The organism is Planctomycetaceae bacterium, assembly GCA_039680605.1.
GTDB lineage: Bacteria > Planctomycetota > Phycisphaerae > SM23-33 > SM23-33 > JAJFUU01.
The window spans coordinates 1-17,698 of the sequence record JBDKTA010000008.1 but is presented as its reverse complement, the minus strand read 5'-3'; the positions used below and the strand labels follow the sequence as shown (position 1 = coordinate 17,698).

General features: G+C 64.5%; 26 protein-coding genes. 16 read left to right on the top strand and 10 right to left on the bottom strand.

Annotation, left to right across the window (positions count from 1 at the left end):
- Positions 1-4: 4 nt before the first annotated feature.
- The 10 genes from ABFD92_02110 to ABFD92_02065 are packed head-to-tail and all read right to left on the bottom strand — an operon-like array spanning position 5 to position 5,755.
- Positions 5-1,648 carry a hypothetical protein gene (locus ABFD92_02110; protein ID MEN6503310.1) on the bottom strand — a complete coding sequence of 548 codons (1,644 nt, stop codon included), beginning with the start codon at positions 1,646-1,648 and terminating at the stop codon, positions 5-7.
- A gap of 1 nt (position 1,649) precedes the next feature.
- The gene (locus tag ABFD92_02105) at positions 1,650-2,480 is read right to left on the bottom strand and encodes a hypothetical protein (protein MEN6503309.1); all 831 of its coding nucleotides are present in this window, start codon (positions 2,478-2,480) and stop codon (positions 1,650-1,652) included.
- Positions 2,458-2,766, bottom strand: coding sequence for a hypothetical protein (locus ABFD92_02100; GenBank protein MEN6503308.1), 309 nt, complete (start codon positions 2,764-2,766; stop codon positions 2,458-2,460). The genes ABFD92_02105 and ABFD92_02100 overlap by 23 nt, the downstream gene beginning before the upstream one ends.
- The gene (locus ABFD92_02095) at positions 2,763-3,092 is read right to left on the bottom strand and encodes a hypothetical protein (GenBank protein MEN6503307.1); all 330 of its coding nucleotides are present in this window, start codon (positions 3,090-3,092) and stop codon (positions 2,763-2,765) included. Before ABFD92_02095 ends, ABFD92_02100 begins: the two co-directional genes overlap by 4 nt.
- A 4-nt stretch (positions 3,093-3,096) precedes the next feature.
- Complete coding sequence (locus ABFD92_02090) at positions 3,097-3,831, bottom strand: hypothetical protein (GenBank protein MEN6503306.1); 735 nt, start codon at positions 3,829-3,831, stop codon at positions 3,097-3,099.
- Positions 3,828-4,226, bottom strand: a complete 399-nt coding sequence (locus ABFD92_02085) for a helix-turn-helix domain-containing protein (protein MEN6503305.1) — start codon at positions 4,224-4,226, stop codon at positions 3,828-3,830. The genes ABFD92_02090 and ABFD92_02085 overlap by 4 nt, the downstream gene beginning before the upstream one ends.
- A gap of 60 nt (positions 4,227-4,286) precedes the next feature.
- The gene (locus tag ABFD92_02080) at positions 4,287-4,808 is read right to left on the bottom strand and encodes a hypothetical protein (protein ID MEN6503304.1); all 522 of its coding nucleotides are present in this window, start codon (positions 4,806-4,808) and stop codon (positions 4,287-4,289) included.
- The gene (locus ABFD92_02075) at positions 4,805-5,050 is read right to left on the bottom strand and encodes a hypothetical protein (protein ID MEN6503303.1); all 246 of its coding nucleotides are present in this window, start codon (positions 5,048-5,050) and stop codon (positions 4,805-4,807) included. The genes ABFD92_02080 and ABFD92_02075 overlap by 4 nt, the downstream gene beginning before the upstream one ends.
- Positions 5,047-5,490, bottom strand: a complete 444-nt coding sequence (locus ABFD92_02070) for a hypothetical protein (GenBank protein MEN6503302.1) — start codon at positions 5,488-5,490, stop codon at positions 5,047-5,049. The genes ABFD92_02075 and ABFD92_02070 overlap by 4 nt, the downstream gene beginning before the upstream one ends.
- Before the next feature lie 25 nt (positions 5,491-5,515).
- Positions 5,516-5,755, bottom strand: coding sequence for a hypothetical protein (locus tag ABFD92_02065; GenBank protein MEN6503301.1), 240 nt, complete (start codon positions 5,753-5,755; stop codon positions 5,516-5,518).
- Between the two features lie 161 nt (positions 5,756-5,916).
- Here ABFD92_02065 and ABFD92_02060 point away from each other — a divergent pair, with 161 nt between their 5' ends.
- From ABFD92_02060 to ABFD92_01985, 16 genes are all read left to right on the top strand, one after another.
- Complete coding sequence (locus ABFD92_02060; GenBank protein ID MEN6503300.1) at positions 5,917-6,444, top strand: helix-turn-helix transcriptional regulator; 528 nt, start codon at positions 5,917-5,919, stop codon at positions 6,442-6,444.
- A complete protein-coding gene (locus tag ABFD92_02055; GenBank protein MEN6503299.1) occupies positions 6,441-6,701 on the top strand; it encodes a hypothetical protein in 261 nt (86 codons plus the stop codon). Before ABFD92_02060 ends, ABFD92_02055 begins: the two co-directional genes overlap by 4 nt.
- Positions 6,698-7,057, top strand: a complete 360-nt coding sequence (locus ABFD92_02050) for a hypothetical protein (GenBank protein MEN6503298.1) — start codon at positions 6,698-6,700, stop codon at positions 7,055-7,057. The genes ABFD92_02055 and ABFD92_02050 overlap by 4 nt, the downstream gene beginning before the upstream one ends.
- Positions 7,058-7,178: 121 nt before the next feature.
- Complete coding sequence (locus tag ABFD92_02045) at positions 7,179-7,541, top strand: hypothetical protein (protein MEN6503297.1); 363 nt, start codon at positions 7,179-7,181, stop codon at positions 7,539-7,541.
- A 17-nt stretch (positions 7,542-7,558) separates the two neighbouring features.
- Positions 7,559-7,876 carry a hypothetical protein gene (locus tag ABFD92_02040; protein ID MEN6503296.1) on the top strand — a complete coding sequence of 106 codons (318 nt, stop codon included), beginning with the start codon at positions 7,559-7,561 and terminating at the stop codon, positions 7,874-7,876.
- A 5-nt stretch (positions 7,877-7,881) separates the two neighbouring features.
- Positions 7,882-8,064 (top strand): hypothetical protein, encoded by a 183-nt coding sequence (locus ABFD92_02035; protein MEN6503295.1) that lies wholly within the window; start codon positions 7,882-7,884, stop codon positions 8,062-8,064.
- Positions 8,027-8,572, top strand: a complete 546-nt coding sequence (locus ABFD92_02030) for a hypothetical protein (protein ID MEN6503294.1) — start codon at positions 8,027-8,029, stop codon at positions 8,570-8,572. Before ABFD92_02035 ends, ABFD92_02030 begins: the two co-directional genes overlap by 38 nt.
- Before the next feature lie 312 nt (positions 8,573-8,884).
- Positions 8,885-10,645, top strand: a complete 1,761-nt coding sequence (locus ABFD92_02025; GenBank protein MEN6503293.1) for a hypothetical protein — start codon at positions 8,885-8,887, stop codon at positions 10,643-10,645.
- A gap of 12 nt (positions 10,646-10,657) precedes the next feature.
- Entirely contained in the window at positions 10,658-12,109 is a 1,452-nt protein-coding gene (locus ABFD92_02020; protein MEN6503292.1) for a phage portal protein, read from the top strand.
- 149 nt (positions 12,110-12,258) lie between these two features.
- Complete coding sequence (locus ABFD92_02015) at positions 12,259-13,338, top strand: hypothetical protein (protein ID MEN6503291.1); 1,080 nt, start codon at positions 12,259-12,261, stop codon at positions 13,336-13,338.
- Positions 13,339-13,350: 12 nt separating this feature from the next.
- Entirely contained in the window at positions 13,351-13,617 is a 267-nt protein-coding gene (locus ABFD92_02010) for a hypothetical protein (GenBank protein ID MEN6503290.1), read from the top strand.
- 64 nt (positions 13,618-13,681) lie between these two features.
- Entirely contained in the window at positions 13,682-14,221 is a 540-nt protein-coding gene (locus tag ABFD92_02005; protein ID MEN6503289.1) for a hypothetical protein, read from the top strand.
- A gap of 72 nt (positions 14,222-14,293) precedes the next feature.
- The gene (locus ABFD92_02000) at positions 14,294-15,229 is read left to right on the top strand and encodes a major capsid protein (protein MEN6503288.1); all 936 of its coding nucleotides are present in this window, start codon (positions 14,294-14,296) and stop codon (positions 15,227-15,229) included.
- A gap of 81 nt (positions 15,230-15,310) precedes the next feature.
- Positions 15,311-15,664, top strand: coding sequence for a hypothetical protein (locus tag ABFD92_01995; protein ID MEN6503287.1), 354 nt, complete (start codon positions 15,311-15,313; stop codon positions 15,662-15,664).
- Positions 15,665-15,819: 155 nt separating this feature from the next.
- Positions 15,820-17,169 (top strand): hypothetical protein, encoded by a 1,350-nt coding sequence (locus ABFD92_01990; GenBank protein MEN6503286.1) that lies wholly within the window; start codon positions 15,820-15,822, stop codon positions 17,167-17,169.
- A gap of 93 nt (positions 17,170-17,262) precedes the next feature.
- Positions 17,263-17,676 (top strand): hypothetical protein, encoded by a 414-nt coding sequence (locus tag ABFD92_01985; GenBank protein ID MEN6503285.1) that lies wholly within the window; start codon positions 17,263-17,265, stop codon positions 17,674-17,676.
- Positions 17,677-17,698: the final 22 nt, after the last annotated feature.

Sequence of the window (17,698 nt, the reverse complement as noted above, 5' to 3'; positions counted from 1 at the left end):
GGGACTATCCTGCAGCGACGTTGCGGCCTTCGCCCTTGTCGGCCCCGCGGGACAGGTCGGCAACGGCCGCCGCGATCTGCGCCGCAGACACGCTCTCGCCCCAGCCCAGGCCGTGCACGTCGAAGCGGGTCAGCTCGCGGCCGATCTTGTCGGAGAGCTTCAATAGCGCGTCGGTGCGTGCGTACATCCGCACCGGCTGGGCGGGCCGCATGACGGCCGGCCGATGCCCGGCCGCCACGGGCATGGGCTTGATCGATTCGATGTCCGCTTGGGGTAGCGGCGGAACGGGCTTGGCCAGGCGAAGCTCGCGATCTTGCGCCGCCGCTTCAAGGATCGCGTCGCTGCGTTTCTCGTACACGCGGTGATCGGCGTAGACGCCCGAGGCGTCTTTGACCTGGGCGCGTTCGATGATCATCTGGCCGTCGTGATAGATCCTCACCGGGCGGGTCTGCTCGTCCCATTCCAGGACCGCCTTGGCGACCTCGACGCTGTCGCCGGTAGCCAGGCCCTGCAACGTGCCTACGTAATACTCATGACCCTCATAGGAAATCAGGTGCCCGCCGGCGACGCTGCGGGTCTCGCGGGTGGAGGTCGCCATCTCGACGAACACATCCCACGCCGGCGGCAGGACGATGGCCGTGCGGTTGGCGGCGTAGTGGGCCGTTCGCGTGGACTTGGTGCGGGTGAAAATTCGGGTCTGGCAGAAGCGGGCGTTGTAGAGCTCTGCCCGCTCGTTGAGTTCGTCCAGGCTCTTTGCCGGCCAGAGCATGAGCTCCGATTCAAAGAACTGCTCCCACAGCCGCATGAGGCCCTCGACGTGCCCCTTGGCCCATGAGTGGCCGGCGGCGTGGGTGCGATGCTCGATGCCCAGGGCCTGGCAGACGTTCAGCACGGCCGAGGACTTGTTGCCGGGCCCCTTGTCCAGCACGAGCACGTCGGGCTGGCCTGCCATGGGCAGCCGGTCGCCCAGGGCCGAGGGCGTCATCGCGAAGTACAGGAACTGCAGCGTGATGTCGGCAGACTCACCGGCCGTCTGGTAGTAGCGGACGCGGAACATGCCGCTGGGGGGATCGATGGCGGCGTAGCGGATGACCGGAGGGGTCTTTGCAGGCTTGTTGCGGTAGACTTCGCCCCGCCGCGTGTAGCGGATTTCGCCGGTGGGCTCGGTGAAGAACCACTGGCTGCAGTTGGTCGAGTCCATCTGCAGCACGTGGCCGACAGCGCCCCAGTTGATCACGCGGCTGCTCTTGGGTCCTGAGGCCTCGACGGCCTCGACTCCGCCGGCCTTGAGCATCCTCATGTGCCGCTGCACGTGGTGAGGCTTGAGGCCGAACTCCGGTCCAAGAACGCCGATCTGGATAGCGCGGTCGATGGCGACCCACGCGGGCATCCGGCCGCCTGACTTGATGATGATGTTGGCGACGGCCTCGCAGGCCGCAGCGCGATCGGCGTCTTTGACGACGCCCTTGTCGGCCCGCTGTTTGTAGCCGAAGGACGCCCCGGCATTGGCGGCGGCGCGTCGCATCGTGGCGGCCGTCACGCCGCACAGCCGCGCGTAGTACGACACCACGTCGCCGCGTTCGCTGCGGCGGGCGCAGGTCGCCAGGCGGGCAACCATCTCGACTATGATGACCGGATCGATAGCCACGTTATTCCTTACGCGCCTTCTTGGCTTTGGCAACAAGCTCGTTGTCGACGACTTCCTGCACGAAGTCCCCGAAGTGGTTGATCCACAGGTCGTTCATCTCATCCCTGAGTTCGGAATAAAGCGCGGAGTGAAGCTTGATGAGGTCTGCCTTGCGGGGCAGGGCGTACTTCCAGGCCTTGACGAATCCCCAGAACTGGTTTCGCAGATGCTCCACGCGCAGCGTCTCGTCTTTGACGTGCTCGGGGATCTGGTAGCCCTGCTGCGCCTGCTCAAGCTTCCGAGTCAGTTCGGCAACCTGCTCGCTGAGGGCCGCCAGTTGCTCCTGCCCCTTCTCGATGCCCTTGCGGAGTTTCTTGTTGTGATCGACCAGGGCGGCGCGGGGGAGCTTGTCGTCCTGTTCGGACTTGGGGTTCATCATGGCGTCGAGAAGTTCCACATCGTCGGCGTCGTCGTCGCTGATGGCCGGCAGTTCCTTGGGCTTCTTCTCACCCGAGGAGATCAGGTACCGCTGCATCCATCGGTTGATGGTTCGGTGCGATATGGTCGGGAATCTTTCGCTGCAGAACTTCATCCACTCTCCGTGAGTGGTGAGGCTGATCTTCAGGCTGACGAGGAACTCTCCGGCCATGATGCCCCCACTGAGGCTCATGTCCTGGATCGACTGGTGAATGTAGTTGACGATCATCACAGCCTTGTCGATGTTGCCAGGCGTGAAGGCCGTTCGCAGGTCTTTGCTCACCAGCTTGAACTTGTCCAGTTGATGCTGCCCGGCCTGGATCATGAACTCTGGAATGCTGCCGCTCTTGCTGTCAGAGGCTTTCCGTGCCATCATTCTTCTCCTGTCTAATAACTATTGACTTTTCCAAATTGGACACGTGTCGAATTTGGTCATGGTCCTGCTGTCTAATATTGCTGAGGGGCTTGCTCTCGATGGTGTGGCTGACGACGCGCTTGACAGGCCGCCCGCCGAAGGGCGTGCACGGGCAATTTGTGTTCAGCACTTCGAACTCGTGTTCATCGAGCGGCCGAAGGATTTCCCTAAGTGCGACGTAGGCATGGCCAAAGATCGCTTCGTTGATCTCGTCGCGCTCCTCGGGCGTGAGTTCGCCGAAGTTCATCGCCGGCCCTCCGCTGCGAAGCGCTCGGCCAGTTCGAGTTCCAGGCGGATGCGGCTGTCGCTGAACTGGGGGAACATCGCCTGGGCGATGGTGTAGAAGACCTCGTCGCGGGTGAAGTCGCGGCGCAGCTGCATGAGCAGCCCCCGGCGCCGCCACGTCTCGTAGCGGGCGGCGGCTTTGATGTCGGCCTTGAGGTGCCGCTCGTAGAGGCGGCGGGCCAGCTTCAACGCCGCCCAGCGCTCGCCGCACGGCGGGGCCTGGCGGGCCTGCATGTACAGGGCGTTGAACAGCGACAGCGGCACGCTGATGGTTTGTTCCTGATGCATGGGCCTAGCTCCCTGTTCGGTACAGTTCGTAAAGCCTGTCGATGTCGCCGAAGCGCCGCCCCCGCGCGGCGTACCAGTTGGCCACGGCCTGCTGCAGCACGGGCGTCGGGGCGTGCGGGTCGAGCCTGACGCGAAAGAGCCGGTAGTAATCGTCCAGCCAGATCGGGGTAAGCTGGAACTCGCCGCGCTCGCCGGCCTGCCCGACGTGCCCGCGCCCGCTGCGGGGATCCATCCCGTAGCGGCTCTCGCGATAGTGCGTGTACTCCACCGCCCGCCAGATCAGGGAAGAACTCACCGCAGAGGTCGCGGAGGTCGCAGAGGAAGACTGTTGACGGGGAGCCGCAGGCTTTGTCGCTGGGGTCGCTGCGGTCCCTTGGGCCTGCCCGCCGAAGCCTTGGCGAAGGCTGGTCCCTTGCACCGGCTGGGCGCTCCAGTCCAGCAGAGGCGGGTACACGTCGGCTCGCCTGGGCGCGGGCCTGAGGTACGGCCGGATCGGCGCGGCGGTCATCTGTCGCGCCTGACGCCGCCCGTGCTGGATGCCCGCCCCGACGGCGCAGGCCAGGGCGGCGAACAGCGCCGCCGCCAGCACGGTGCCCCGGTCGGTCAGAGGCCAGCGGAGGCGCAAGGCCGCTCGTCCATGAGCGGCCTGTGGAGGCTGCGCCGGGTTGCATCCGTTCGGTCCGCTGTTGCCGCCGTCACAAAGATCGAGCCCGCTGTAGTAGGTTCCGACGTGCTTCACGACTGACCCTCCTGACCCTGGCCGAACGTGAACGCGCCCTTGATGTTCTGCAGAGCGCCCAGCACGGCCGATACCTTCTGGTCGGTCAGGGCCTGCAGCTGCACGAGCTGGGCGGCCACGCAGCCGATGTAGGCCGTGGTGATCTGGAAGAGGCGCGGGCCGATCTGATATTTGCCGGCGGTGACTTCCTCCAGGTACCCGCCATCGGCCAGCGAGCGGAGCTTGCCCGAGATGGTGCCCTTGCTGATGCCCGTGGCCCGCTCCACGTCGGTGGGGCCCAGTACGACAAGGCCGCTGGTCTGGAACAATTCGAGGATCATGAACTCATCGGGCAGCTTGCGGGCCTCGCCCTTGGCCGCCGCCTCGTCTACCGCAATTCCGTTTGCCTTGGTCATCGCCGACTCCTTTCGCTTTGAGATCTCAAATCTCAAATCTGAAATTACAGAGGCCGCCACTCAAGCGGCCGTTGGTTTGCTGATGTCGAACAGTTCGCTCACGCTCATGCCGCACAGATCCGCCAGGGCTGCGCGGTAGCGGGCGGATCTCCACACGCCGCGCGCCAGCTTGCTCATGTCTGGCCTGCCGATCCCAAGAAGACCGGCCGCCTGGGTGAAGGTATTGATGCCCCTGGCCTTGAGAAGGCGCATGATGTGGACCTTGAGCTTCTCGCCGACGACGGGGGCGTAGCCGGGGCCTTTGTCCTCTCCGGCCGCGATGGCGGCGTCGGCCTCGTTAATCCTGATCATCGCCTCGTCGGCAGCCATGCAGGCCGATTCGATCCGTCCCCACGGATGCGTTCCAACGCTGTCCAGTTCGATCAAGGTCGCTGCTCTGATCATCAGGGATCCGACTGCCCTGAGCGCCGTCAGCACTTCGACTCCTGAAGACCGCGCCGCCGCGTTGGTCCGCGACGTGAGGTTTCGCGCCTCGAAGCCAACATCGTGGAGCTTGTCTTTGAGATCGGCGATGGTGTTCATGCCTGCACCGCCAGTCCCGTGCGGTCGAAGGCCAGGGCGAACGCGGTTGCGAAGTCCGTCGACAGCGCCGTGTGGGTCAGCGTGAAGGTGTCGCTGGCCTTGAATGAAATCTGCACTTCGAACTCGGTCAGGCCATCCGTCTGCGACGGATAGGTGATCAGGTTGATCGTGCCGCCTGCGGCGCGAATGGCCTTGAGGCGGGCGTTGAACAGCTTCTTGTTTTTGATGGCGGGGATCTTCATGCCTGCACCGCCTTGCGGGTGCGACGGGCCTTGAGTTGCGTAGGCAGTTGCGAGTTCTTCCCCGTTACAAGATCAAGAAGATGCTGCGATGCAGCGATTGCTTTTTCAACGCGCGCCTGCCACTTCTGATCCTTGATCCGTTCGAGGTGCCCATCACGCACGGCGTCGGCGATGTGCGCCTCGACCAGGTCAAGTTCGCGGTCCATGCCGCGCAGAGACCGGATGGCCTTGGCTACGTCATTTTCAGTCCACGGATTATCTCGCCAATACCTCACTTTCGATGCGTCGGTCAGCCTTCGGGTGTCGCGGACGATTCGGGCCACCGTCTCCCCGGCGTACTGGCTGAGCGTGGCGGCTTCGACGATCATCGCCGCTGCGCGGGTCCAGACCGCGAATCCCCTCGCTTCAAACCGCTCGATGTAATCTTTCCATTCGTTCATGGCTCGACTCCTGTTCTGCCGCCACTCAAGCGGCTCGGTGTTTCAAAAGGGATGGATGCGTGTACGCGCCGAAGATGTCCTGAGGCCTGCAGCGGCACAGGTCGGCCAGGGCCTTCTGCTTGTCTGGGTTGCGCCGCCTGCAAGAAAGAAGGTTTGAGAGATACGCGCGGCTGATCCTCATCCGACGCGCCGCTTCGGCAAATGTCTTGATGCCGGCCTTGGCCAGCCTCAGCCCCACCGTATACTTGACTAACGTCTTGTTCATGGTACACTCGCTTGTCCTGGGTGCCTGTCTGGAACGGAATCCTTCGCTTGCTTCGTTTTCCGACAGTCACCAAAACAGGAAACTTGTTAACTGTCAGTCAATGATATCGGGTAGCTCGGCTGGCTGGCAACAATAAAATTGCTACTGGCAAACGAATTCTTATGGGCGTTGACGAAGCGAAACTTGCCGCAGAGATCGGGGACCGGATCAAGGAATCCCTCGGAAGAATTAAGCAGGCTGAATTTTCTCGCGCCCTGGGCTACGGAACTTCGGCCGTGAGCCTTTACCTGGCCGGCCAGCGCCCTATGCCTCTTCCGTTCTTTTTCTCCGCGTGTGAGTTCCTCAACGTCAGCGCCGAATGGCTGCTCACCGGCCAAGGTCCCAAGCGACGTGGGAGCTTCGACTGGTCGCTCATCGACGCGCTGTCCATCCATGAAGAGGCGCGGCGTGTTGAGGATGAACTTGCCTTGACGCAGCGGGCATACACGGAGAAGGCCGAACCTTTGATGAAGAAGAAGCGCGATGACCTGATGCAGCGGATGGAGAAACTGCGCCGACTGGTCGCCGCCAAGCGCGAACTTGAGGCTGTGCAGATTGCCGACGCCGCTCTTGACGATACCTACACGCCTCCATCGGGATTCGAGAGCGAAGCCGATAAGATGAAGCGACTCCGCAAGGATAAAAAATGACCGACACGTACACGCTCAAGTCGAACGAACTGGAAGTCTCGCAGATCGTGGGGCTGAGAATCCGCCAGTCGATGGGCGAGACGACGGTAAAGGACCTGGCCGACTTTACCGGCTGGAGCGAGGCTGAGGCCGCCGCGTTCCTGGACGGCTCGGCGCCGATCCCGCTGGCGTTTCTGGCCGGGGCGTGTATCATCCTGAACATCAGCGCCGACTGGCTGCTGACCGGGTCGGGTACGAGACAGGGAGTCACGCGATGAAGTACTGCAAGATCTGCAATCGCAATGTCGAGCCCAGGCGTAGCTGGACGATCCTCGATCTGCTGCTCTTCCTGGTGATCGTCCCTGCGGTCGTGGGTCTGTTCATCTGGATCCCGATCATTGGCTGGATCATAGGTGCTGCTGCAGGGCCGCTGTTTATCGCCATCGCATCAGCGGCGAAGAATGAACGATGCCCGATCTGCCACGGGAATTGTTGGTCCCCGCCGCGTTCGCTGCAGAAGGATGTGCCCGTGGCCGTGGAGGTTGCCCCGCCGCTGATCGATTACGACGAGCGGGGACGGCCGCGCCCGCCCGTGCAAAGACTTGCGGCCGGCGCGGCGCTTAACCGCACGTAGCGGCCGACCCTTTGCCTCTTACCTCACCTGCCCTCTGTGCCTCTGTGGTAGATCCCCGTCCCTGAATCGTAAGCTCCCCCCGTGACATGGGGCCACGTCGCAAAATTCCGAATATCACCTCATGGCTGGTATCGACGCCCTGAGACTGCTGGAGAATATCGACGCCAAGCTGCGCGCCGTCGAGAGCGGATTCCGCCAGGACATCGCACCGCACGTGCGGTCCATCGGCGACATCCGCGAACGGCTGGTGAGGCTGGAGGAGTTCCGCGCGTCCGTCGACGCCGGGGCCGTGGCCTCCATCCGCTCCGACGTGGATCAACTGATGCGCTGGCAGGCGGGCGTGATCGAGCGGTTTTCCGAACAGACCAAGGCCAGGAGCGCCCGACGCGAGGCCCTCCAGAAGATGCTCTGGTCGGTGGGCGGGGCCCTGGCGACCTGGGGGCTGATCGAACTGGTGAAAGCGATTATTGCCGCATGGCGGTAGAAACACAAGGAGCGCACATGAGCGCGATCAATGACAATCGGGCGATGCAGATCCGCGAGCTTGGCCTGCAGGCCAAGAGCCTGCTGGAAAAGGTCGGAACCATCATGGGTGCTGACGGCCACGCCTTCAGCGACGAGGAACTGTCGATCCTGGCGGCGATGGACCTGGTGGGCGTGATGCTCTTCGACATCACGACCAACAAGACGTTCGTCAGCGAGCAGGACCTGGCGATGTTCGCCATGCTCAGCGGGATCCTGCGCGACGTGAAAGACGCCCTGGCCAGCCGCCTTCGCGTGCGGGGCGATTACCAGGCCTACATGCAGTCGGGGAGGTAACTCCGATGACGGCATGCACAGTCGAAATCGCCAGCGACTCGATCATCGAACGGATGTACCAGCTGCGCGTGCTGCTGCTGCACCGGCGCACGACGCGCGTGGCGGCCATGGCGGCGAGCTGCGCCCGGCAAGCCCAACAGGAGTCCAACCGTGAGCTACGATCCTGCGATCCGAACCGAAGCGTTTGAGCTGTACCTGGCCGGCAACTCGCCGGGCGACATCGCCCGCGAGCTCAAGCGCCGCCACGTCGGCAAAGACGTGCCCAGCGCCAAGACCATCGAGAACTGGGCCTACGTCCCCAAGGAAGGAAAGACCTGGTCCGAGCGCCGCTACGAAGCGGAGAAGGCCAGCCAGGACGCCGTGAGCACGGAGTACGTGTCGGCCCGCTCGCGCGTCATGGCCGACATGCTGCAGCTGCGCGAGAAGCTGGCCGGCCGCGTGCTGCGGATGGTCGAAGACGCCGAGGAGGGCAGCCTGTCCCAGGAAGTGTTCGCGATGATCAATGTCAGCAAGTTCGCCGATAACGCCCTGGACAGCCGCCTGGCCGAAGAGACGCGAAAGAAGGACGCGATCGACTGCCTCATGGAGGCGATCCGCCGCACCGTGCCGAACTTCGAGAAGTACGAGCCGGCCATCAAGATCGAATGGCAGCGGCTGGTCAACGCCCGCGAGGGCGCGACGGCCGCAGCGGGATGAGGATTCACCGCAGAGGTCGCGGAGAACGCAGAGGTTGACTGTTAAGAAACTCCAGCGGGCGCGGGCATGGGCTGGGGCGTCTTGCCCGAGACACCGACTCCAAGCTTCAGCCCACGCGGCCCGGTGCCACTCACACCGGGCCGCACCTTTTTTTTAGCCGCTGAGGTCGCTGAGGACGCAGAGGCAGTGAGTGGGGAAGACGACTAACCCCTTGAAGATTCCCAAGCTCAATCGCCTCTGCGTCCTCAGCGACCTCTGCGGTGAACCGGCTGTTCATGCCAGAAATTCCGAATGAGGCTTATGGCCCCGCGTGTGAAGAAAACTCCATCCAACGTCCGCAACAAGGCGAAGATCGCTGCGCTGCTGGGCGATAAGCCCGTCGCCGCAAAGCGCGAGACGATGCGGCACTTCGCGGCCGATGAGCATATTGCCTGGGTGGAGGCCAACTGCTATCGCGACACCAAGGGGATAGGCTGGCAGCCGTGCACGTACCGCGCGTGGCAGCGCGACGCCATCCGCAAGCTGCTGGCCGTCACGGATGACGGGCTGCTGCGGTACCTGACGATCATGCCCTGCTTCCCCCGCCGCTGCGACAAGAGCGGCATGACCCACCGCTACGACATCCACCGCTGCCTGGCGTTCAAGAATCAGGTGGTGGTCATCCAGGCCAACTCGGCAGACCAGGCCGAGGGGACCGTTTTCGGAGAGGCCAAGCTCACGCTGCAGTTTTCGCCTGCCCTTCGCGAACTGGTCGACCGTGGCGAGATCGAACTGCTGGCCGACGTGATCCACTTCCACAAAACCGGCTCGCGCATCGAGGTCCTCCCGGCCTCCGAGAAGTCCACCTACGGCCGCAAGATCCACGTCTACCACAACACGGAGCTCTGCAAAGCGCCGGACGACAGCGTGTTCCAGACCGGCGCGTCGAGTACTGGCGACGCGTGGTGCGGCGTGACGATCGTCGATTCCAACATGGGCGATGCCACCGGCCAGGTCGCACAGATGCGCGACCGTGCTGAAGCGGCTGAGGCCGAGGCCGCTGCGGCTGCCGAGCAGGGGCGCGAGATAGACCCGATGGTCGGGGACCCCACCATCGGCTGCGTGTGGATCCACTTCGCCGATCTGGCCGACTGCCTGAAGCGCGGCTGCGGCGAGGGTCTGGAAGAGGGCGTCGAGCCGATCCACCCCTGGCTGTCGGCGGCGTGGGTTCGCGGCCGCTACGCCAACATGACGCGCGGGGAGTTTCTGCGAAACCACTGCAACATTCCATCGGGATCCGGCGAGGCGCTTTGGAGCGCAGAGCAGATCGACCCGCTGTTTGACAATTCCCTGCCGGCCATCATCGAGGGCGGAAAACTCGATGCGCTGCGCGGGATGTTAGGGGGCACTTCGATTTCCGTCGGCGTCGGGCTCGACCGCGCCAGTGCCTTCAGCAAGACGCCCGATAGATCGGTGCTGGCGGCCGTGGCGCGTGTCGTCATACCGGGCATCACCGGCATGCCCGTCGACGTGTTCGACGAGCGGGGCAACAAGATCGCCGCCGAGATCTGCGACGGCTCGATGTACATGCTGATCGGGGCGTGGGAGTTCATGTACGCCCTGGCCGATCCGATCAAAGACAAGCTGCTGCAGATCGACCGCACGTGGGGCATCGGACGTCTCAAGCTCGAAGCGTACCAGGCCAGCGACCTGTGGGAATGGTGCAAGGGTCAGCGGTTCGGACCGCGCACGTCAGCGGACCATATGACCAGCCAGGCCAAGCTGCAGCTGGTGACGTTCATGCACAACCTGGTCATCACCCGCCGCTTCAAGGCCAGCCCGACGTACAGCGTCCTTCGCCGCGAGTTCACCAACTATCGCGAGGACGCCTCAACATCCGTGCCGTCGTTTGGCGGCAAGCGCGACGGCAATGTCGAACTGGACCGCCCCGACGCCGTCACGGGGATCGTCACGCGCCAGAAGACGTGGATCAAGGATGACTACCTTGAGGCCACGCTGTGGGCCGTCGAGGCGGCGCGGGACGCCAAGCCGCGCGGCACCGCCCGCGTGCTGGCAAAGCCCGCCGGCTGGTAACAGGAGTTTTTCATGGCTACGTTCAAGACCCCCGACCTGCTGACCAACAACGCACCGTGGATGAGCGAAGCGGAGCGCTCTCGCATCAAGAACCTCGAAGGGCTGCGCCAGATCTACGAGGGCCGACACAAGGAATACTTCTACCGGGGCAACCGCACCCAGCACATCTACAAGGCCCTGGGTCCTAACGCCGCCAATGTGATGTACCTCACCGAGAACATCGCCGGCCGCGCGAGCCTCAAGTACGCCGACCTCCTGTGCGGCGAGCCGCTGACGATCGAGCCGGAAGACTCCGACCCCAAAGCCAAGGCCGCCATCACCCGTCTTTCAGAGCAGTCGAGCCTGGCGACGATGCACTACGAGGCGGCGGCGACGGCCTCATGGGCGGGCCGTGCGTACTGGCAGGTGATCGTCCAGGGCGGCGTGGTGAAGCTCGACTCGATCACGCCCGAGAACATCCACCCCCGCTACGACGCCACGGGCAAGAACCTCATCGCCGCCGTGGTGAAGTACGTCGTGACGGTCGCCGGGAATAAGTACGTCCGCGTGATCGAGCACACGGTGGGCAAGATCGTCCACCAGGCGTATCTGCTCGACGGCAACGCCGTCAAGGCCCGCGTGGATCTGGCCGTCGTCGAGGCGGGCATTGAGGAAGTCCAGGAAACCAAGATCGACGAACTGACCGTGATCGAGGTCTGCAACTTCTCCACCGGCGGCGTCGGGGCGACGGACTACTGCGGCGAAGTGAACAGCCTGATCGACGAGGTCAACAACCGCCGCTCCCAGATCAGCCGCATACTCGACAAGCACGGCGACCCGGTCGCCCAGGCGCTGGAGAGCCTGTTCGACGCCCAGGGCAACCTGAAGACCGGCGACGTGCTGGCCGTCGACGACATGTCCAAAGACGCGATGCGCTACGTCACGTGGGACGCCAAGCTCCCTGACGCGGCGGCCTCTCTGGTCAACGCCCGCGACAGCGTCTACGGCGAGCTGGAGATGGCCCCCGTGCTCATGGGCGTCGGCGGCGGGGCGACCTCTGCAGAGACGTGGAAGAAGTTCAAGCTCCAGGTCAACCAGACGATGGCCCGCGTGAAGCGCAAGCGCCTCTACATGTCGCCTGCGGTCAAGCGGTCCATCCGCGTGATGATGCTGATGGACAACGCCTTCGGCCTGGGCGTGGGGCGCTACGAGGTCAAGGCGGTGTCGCTGACCTGGAGCGACGGGCTGCCGTCTGACCCCGAGGACGACATGAGGGTCATCGTCGGCTATCGCAGCGCGGGGCTGCTGTCGCGCAAGCGGGCGCTGATGTGGATCCATGACGGCGACATGAACGTCGTCGAGGAAGAGCTCCAACTGCTGGCCGACGAAGAGGCCGCGAGCCTGCCGACCGGATTTGCCGATCCGGCCAGCGTGATCGACGAAAGCCAGGCCGATCCGGACGCCCAGACCGCCCCGCAGGGGTGATCCGGCAAAGCGGAGAATTGGCCCCAGGTTGATTTAGCCCGTCCGGTTGTAGCCCGGACGCCCTTGAATGCCCCACAGGGGCATTTCTACGGCGTAGCAGGGCCTTCTGGCGGGCCGGATTGAGGTAGCGAAAGCGGATTTTTGCCCCTATGCAGACACCCCAACCATCCGATCAGCAGTTGGCCGTCCTCCAGCGGCTCTACGGACAGGCCCAAAAGGACCTGGTGGGGCTGCTCTCTGGGACCGACTTTCAGCGTGGCAAGGCCGCCGTGCTGATCCCCCAGGTGCGGGCGATCGAGCGGCGGCTGGGCATCGCCTCCGACCGCTGGGTAGGCGGAAACGTCGGGCCGCTGTACCGGGCCGGGGCGGCGTGGGCGGATAACGAGCTGCTGCGGATTGGCCTGAAGACTCCGCTGGCCGGTGGGATCGACGCCCAGTGGATGAAGATCAATGAGCGGGCGGTGAACACGTTTGCCTCTCAGCTCGCGCGGGACCTGGCGGGGGCGAACAAGTCGATGGCCGACAACTGCCGGCGCATCATCGCGACGACTCAGCAGGTCCTGGTGAGCAATCCCGAGCTCTCGACGGTGATCGCCAAGGGCCTGATCAGCGGAGGATCCATCGGCAAGATCGCACGCAACGTGCGGGACCGCCTGGCCGAGGGCGGCCGCGAGCTCGCCGAAAGCGGCGCACTGTCCGATGAGCAGCTCAAACAGATCGCCGACTTTCAGGACGGGTACATCACCCCCGGCCGCAGCGACCATCCCATCCGAGTCACCCAGTACTGCACGCTGGTCGCCAGCTACCAGCTTCGCCAGGCGGTCAGCGAGGCGACCAAGCAGCGCCTGCAGGAGACAGGCGAGGAGCTTGGCGACCCGATGCTGCTGGACCTGGTCACCATCACCGGTCCCTTCAGCGGGGACTTCTGCGATTTCTACGTGGGCAAGATTTTCAGCGTCTCGGGTCAGAGCGGGGAGTATCCGCCGCTGTCGTCGATCCCATCGAGCGGACCGCCGTTCCACCCCAATTGCACGCACAACCTCGCTCCGTTCGTGGCGAAGCTGGCAACGGCCAAAGAATTGTCGACCGGACGGATCAACGAAAAGTTCCTCGGCATGGACGGCCGCCAGGCTCAGAAGGCGTACCAGGGCATCGACAAGATGTTCGCCGCCCGCAAGAAGTACGACGGCCAGCGCGGCGGGCCGGCCGAGCCGGTAGGTCCGGAATAGGTGGAGAAGATTATGAACGAATGGCAGCCAATAGACACAGCGCCCAAAGACGGAACGCCTGTACTCGCATGCACCATGCCGATGGTTGAAAAGGACGGCCGCCTCTGCCCGTGGAACTTCCCGTCGACTTACATGTGGGACTATTACCACCCAAATGCGAAGGGCAAGAGTTGTTGGCGTGATTCATTCGGCCGCAAGAATCTGAGCCTTACACACTGGATGCCGGTGCCAGGGTACAAGCCCGGCAAGAAGCGCAAGGCAAAGAGAAATTCCGAATAGACGTTATTGAGCGGCGACGGCGGGCCGCATGGAACACTGCCGGCTAACAACGAAAGGACGGCTTATGGCCATCGCAGCGGAAGACAGACAGGAGATCATCGGCATTATCGACAACGCCATCAGCGGCGCTGCCGAGATGACCAAGAAACAGATCAAGGACCTCAGCGACCAGATCGCCGCGCAGCTCGAAGGCATCAAGGTCAACGGCAAGCCCGTCGACGAGTCGGCCATCAAGGCGATTGTCGCCGACACGATCAAGGCCCAGCAGGACGCGGCCGCCGCCGCTGCCGCCAAGGACGAGCAGGCCAAGGCCGACAAGGCCAAGGCCGCCAAGGCCCGCGACGACTACATCGCCGCCAACGCGCCCAAGATCCCGGCGGCGTACCTCAAGGGCGTTCCCGAAACCGAAGACCCCGACGCCCTCAAGGCCGCCGTCGACGCCGCCGCCGCCGCGTACAAGGGCGACGTGGACAGCGGAGCGTTCAAGCCCGCCGACGTTGGCGCTGCCGCCCCGGCCGCCGCCAGTTCCTCGGCCGCCGACATCGAGAAGCTCAGCCCCACCCAGAAGATCGCCGCCGGCCTGGCCGAAGCGGCGAAGAAGTAAGACGACATCGCGGCGGGGCCGGCCGCTTGTGGCGGCCGGTCCCAACGTGACATCCTGTATCGGAGAATAGACATGGCAGAGTTGCTCATTCAGTACGCCGCGATGACCCCCAACGCAGTGGCTCGCGGCGTGGTCGAAACGTTCGTGGCGACCAATCCGCTGTTCAACGTCCTGCGGTTCCAGGACACGGCCGAGGCGATCAGCTACGAATACAATCGCGAGGCGTCCCTGGGCGGCGTCGGCTTCCGCGCGCTCAACGCCGACTACACCGCCGCTGAAAAGACCAGCGGCATCAACAACCCCGTGATCGAACGGCTGGCGATCATGGGCGGCGAGGTCAACATCGACCGCCAGCTCTCGGGCAATACCCGCGTCAAGGCCGACCGCATCGCCAAGAAGACCAAGGCGGCGGCGAGGTTCTACGTCAAGAACTTCATCAAGGGCTCGACGGCCACCAGACCCACCGGCTTCGACGGCCTCTACCGCCGCATCGCCGGGGACAACCTGGTGTACGCCGGAACCCACGGCGGCACGATCGACCTGGAAGTCCTGGACGGCCTGATCGCCCGCGTGCCCGGCGACAACACGCGCAAGGTCCTGCTGATGGGCTCGGCGATGCAGATCCGCCTGGGCTCGGTGCTGCGGACCCGTGGCGCCACGGTCATCTCGATGGCCGAGTGGCAGGGCCAGAACATCGTGACCCGCTACGGCGGGGCTCAGATCATCGTCCCCGGCGATGACGAACTGGGCGCCGAGATCATGGCCTTCAACGAGACGCGGGGCAACTCGTCGGTGAGCGGCTCGATCATCGTCTTCGTGCCCGGCGTCAACGACGAGGAAGACGTGGTGGGCCTGGCCCGCAACGCCAACAACTTCCTGGAAGTCGCCGATCGCGGCATGAGCGGCACTCAGGATATCACGGTGGTCGAAGGCCGGGCCGGCATGGCCGCCCATCACCCCCGCTGCGCCGTGCGCTACGCGGGCATCCTCAACAGTAACCCGGCGTAAGCCAAACGTGCCGCCGGCCGCTGATGGGCAGAGCGGCCGGCGGCGTAACTTTTTCACGGACCCTTTTCAGGAGACACTGACTTGCTCGATGCACTACAACAACTGATGAACGCCCAGACGCTGGCCGAAACCGGCGACAGCGAAAGCGTCGTCGATCTGGGCGTGGGCTTCGCCCCGACCCCGGACAAGGCCGCCCGGCTCGATATGAACGTCACGGCCCTCGATGCAGTCACCGGCAACGAGACCTACACCGCCGAGGTGCAGGAATCGGATGACCTGCAGGCCTGGACCGCGACGGGGCTGCTGCTGACCGTCGCGGCGGTCGGCCAGATCAGCAAGCTCTTCAGCGCCACCAAGCGCTACCAGAAGCTGGTCTGGACGCTGGGGGGCACGACGCCGTCCGTGACGGCCTCGGCCTGGATCAGCTTACCGTAAGTGTCCTTTTGCTCCGTTCCTTGTTGGAACGGGTTCAAGTGCCGCAAAGACGCGCCGCCCGCAAACGGCGCGTCTTTGTTTTTACCGAATGACCATTGGACCAATGCGTCCCGCTAGGTGCGCGGGATATCACAAACTCACATGAGGATCATGCCATGAAAGACGTACTGTCCCAGTTGATGAACGCCCAGACCCTCGCCGCAGACGGCGTCAGCGCTGCCGTGATCGACCTGGGCGAAGGCTTTGCCCCCGTCCCGCACATGCCGGTGCTTCTGGATCTGAACGTCACGGCCCTGACCGCCCATGCGGCGGGCGATCTGGACCTGATGACCGCCCAGGCGGTGACCGCCAGCGGCGACAGCGAGGCCGTCGCCGATCTGGGCGAGGCGTTCGAGCCCGACCGCGACGTTCCGCTCAAGGTCCTGCTGGACGTGACGGACCTGGCGCTGTTCGACAGCGACGATCTGGAACTGATGGACGCCCAGGCAGTCGTTGCAGACGGCGACAGCGAATCGACGGTGGATCTGGGCGCGACGGCGGCGGGCGGGCCGATGGCGATCAGCCTGGACGTGACGGCCCTGGCGGCGTTCGACCCGGCCGATCTGGAGCTGGCGTCGGCCCAGGTGATCGCGGCTACCGCCGACAGCGAATCGACCGTGGACCTGGGCCGCGTAATCGACGGGCCGATGGAGTTCACGATGGACGTGACGGCCGTCAAGACCTCGGCCGGCACGGAGACCTACACTGTCGAAGTGTTCGAGTCGGCCGACGAGCAGGCGTGGACAACCACGGGCCTGAAGTTCACCGTCGCGGCGGCGGCCGCAGTCAGCGGCCACTTCACCGCCTCCAAGCGCTACGTCAAGTTCGTCGCGACCCTGGGCGGCGACGAGCCGTCGATGACGCTCGACGCGGCGATCACCGCCTACGAGGCGTACACCGCCGAGGTCATGGAAAGCGCCGACGAGCAGGCCTGGACCTCCACCGGGGCGAAGATCACCGTCGCTGCGGCGACGGAATACACGATCCCGTTTGTGGCCTCGCAGCGGTACGTGAAGCTGGCCTTCGCCCTGGCGGGCACGGCGTCGAGCCTGACCGCCTCTGCGGCGATCGTCGCCAGCGAGAGCTACGCCGTCGAGGTGATGGAGAGCGCCGACGGCGAAACGTGGACCTCGACCGGGGCCCGGATCGTCGTCGATGAGGCCGCTGAGTACGAGATCGGATTCAAGGCCCTCGCCCGCTACGTCAAGCTGGCGTTCGTGCTGGCGGGCACCGCGTCGAGCCTGACCGCCGACGCGCATGTCAGCATTCTCGAACCGCTGGAATGCGAGGTCCAGGAAAGCGCCGACGGCGTAACGTACGCCTCGACCGGCCTGAGGTTCGCCGTGACGGCCGCAGAGCAGATCGTCAAGCTGGTGGGCATCACGCAGCGCTACGTGCGCCTGCGCTGGTACGTCGCCGGCCGCGTGGCGTCGGTCACCGCCTCGGCGTGGCTCAACCCGGCGTAATCGACAGCACTCAATGCCAAGGCCTTGCGGCCGCTCCCTGCTCGTTGCAGGGGCGGCCGCAGCCGTTTGGGCGGGCTTTGCCGAATAGAGGTCATGGCCAAGGCTCTGAAAAACTCCGTCGCGGTGATCGCTCTGGAGGGCGACGCCAAAGGCCGCAAGCCCGGCGACGTGATCCGCACGTTTAGCGGGGGCATCCCGGCAAAGACCGTCCTTGAGCCGGGCAATTCGTTGCTGGTTGACCTCGCTGTGCATGACACGCCGGCCAAGCGCCTGTCGCTGGCGGTGAACAAGCTCAGTCAGCGGGCGACCGCCGCACGGGCGCAGGCTGAGGGCATGAAGCGGATGACGAGCAAGCTCACGGTCGAAGCCATGAGCAGCGACCCGCTGGACCCGTCGACGGCTGGCAAACACGCCAAGGCCCGCGCGCAGGTGAAGGAATCGCTGGCGGCGGAAGATTACGCCTCAGCAGCCGAATCCCGTTTGGCGGCGGCAAGGGGGGCCAAATGAAAGTCTATTACGTCGTCGACGC

Coding starts and splice junctions, on each gene's coding strand:
- ABFD92_02105 (MEN6503309.1), bottom strand. CDS start 2,480: ATGATGGCACGGAAAGCCTCTGACAGCAAGAGCGGCAGCATTCCAGAG.
- ABFD92_02100 (MEN6503308.1), bottom strand. CDS start 2,766: ATGAACTTCGGCGAACTCACGCCCGAGGAGCGCGACGAGATCAACGAA.
- ABFD92_02095 (MEN6503307.1), bottom strand. CDS start 3,092: ATGCATCAGGAACAAACCATCAGCGTGCCGCTGTCGCTGTTCAACGCC.
- ABFD92_02085 (MEN6503305.1), bottom strand. CDS start 4,226: ATGACCAAGGCAAACGGAATTGCGGTAGACGAGGCGGCGGCCAAGGGC.
- ABFD92_02080 (MEN6503304.1), bottom strand. CDS start 4,808: ATGAACACCATCGCCGATCTCAAAGACAAGCTCCACGATGTTGGCTTC.
- ABFD92_02075 (MEN6503303.1), bottom strand. CDS start 5,050: ATGAAGATCCCCGCCATCAAAAACAAGAAGCTGTTCAACGCCCGCCTC.
- ABFD92_02070 (MEN6503302.1), bottom strand. CDS start 5,490: ATGAACGAATGGAAAGATTACATCGAGCGGTTTGAAGCGAGGGGATTC.
- ABFD92_02065 (MEN6503301.1), bottom strand. CDS start 5,755: ATGAACAAGACGTTAGTCAAGTATACGGTGGGGCTGAGGCTGGCCAAG.
- ABFD92_02060 (MEN6503300.1), top strand. CDS start 5,917: ATGGGCGTTGACGAAGCGAAACTTGCCGCAGAGATCGGGGACCGGATC.
- ABFD92_02055 (MEN6503299.1), top strand. CDS start 6,441: ATGACCGACACGTACACGCTCAAGTCGAACGAACTGGAAGTCTCGCAG.
- ABFD92_02050 (MEN6503298.1), top strand. CDS start 6,698: ATGAAGTACTGCAAGATCTGCAATCGCAATGTCGAGCCCAGGCGTAGC.
- ABFD92_02045 (MEN6503297.1), top strand. CDS start 7,179: ATGGCTGGTATCGACGCCCTGAGACTGCTGGAGAATATCGACGCCAAG.
- ABFD92_02040 (MEN6503296.1), top strand. CDS start 7,559: ATGAGCGCGATCAATGACAATCGGGCGATGCAGATCCGCGAGCTTGGC.
- ABFD92_02035 (MEN6503295.1), top strand. CDS start 7,882: ATGACGGCATGCACAGTCGAAATCGCCAGCGACTCGATCATCGAACGG.
- ABFD92_02020 (MEN6503292.1), top strand. CDS start 10,658: ATGGCTACGTTCAAGACCCCCGACCTGCTGACCAACAACGCACCGTGG.
- ABFD92_02015 (MEN6503291.1), top strand. CDS start 12,259: ATGCAGACACCCCAACCATCCGATCAGCAGTTGGCCGTCCTCCAGCGG.
- ABFD92_02010 (MEN6503290.1), top strand. CDS start 13,351: ATGAACGAATGGCAGCCAATAGACACAGCGCCCAAAGACGGAACGCCT.
- ABFD92_02005 (MEN6503289.1), top strand. CDS start 13,682: ATGGCCATCGCAGCGGAAGACAGACAGGAGATCATCGGCATTATCGAC.
- ABFD92_02000 (MEN6503288.1), top strand. CDS start 14,294: ATGGCAGAGTTGCTCATTCAGTACGCCGCGATGACCCCCAACGCAGTG.
- ABFD92_01990 (MEN6503286.1), top strand. CDS start 15,820: ATGAAAGACGTACTGTCCCAGTTGATGAACGCCCAGACCCTCGCCGCA.
- ABFD92_01985 (MEN6503285.1), top strand. CDS start 17,263: ATGGCCAAGGCTCTGAAAAACTCCGTCGCGGTGATCGCTCTGGAGGGC.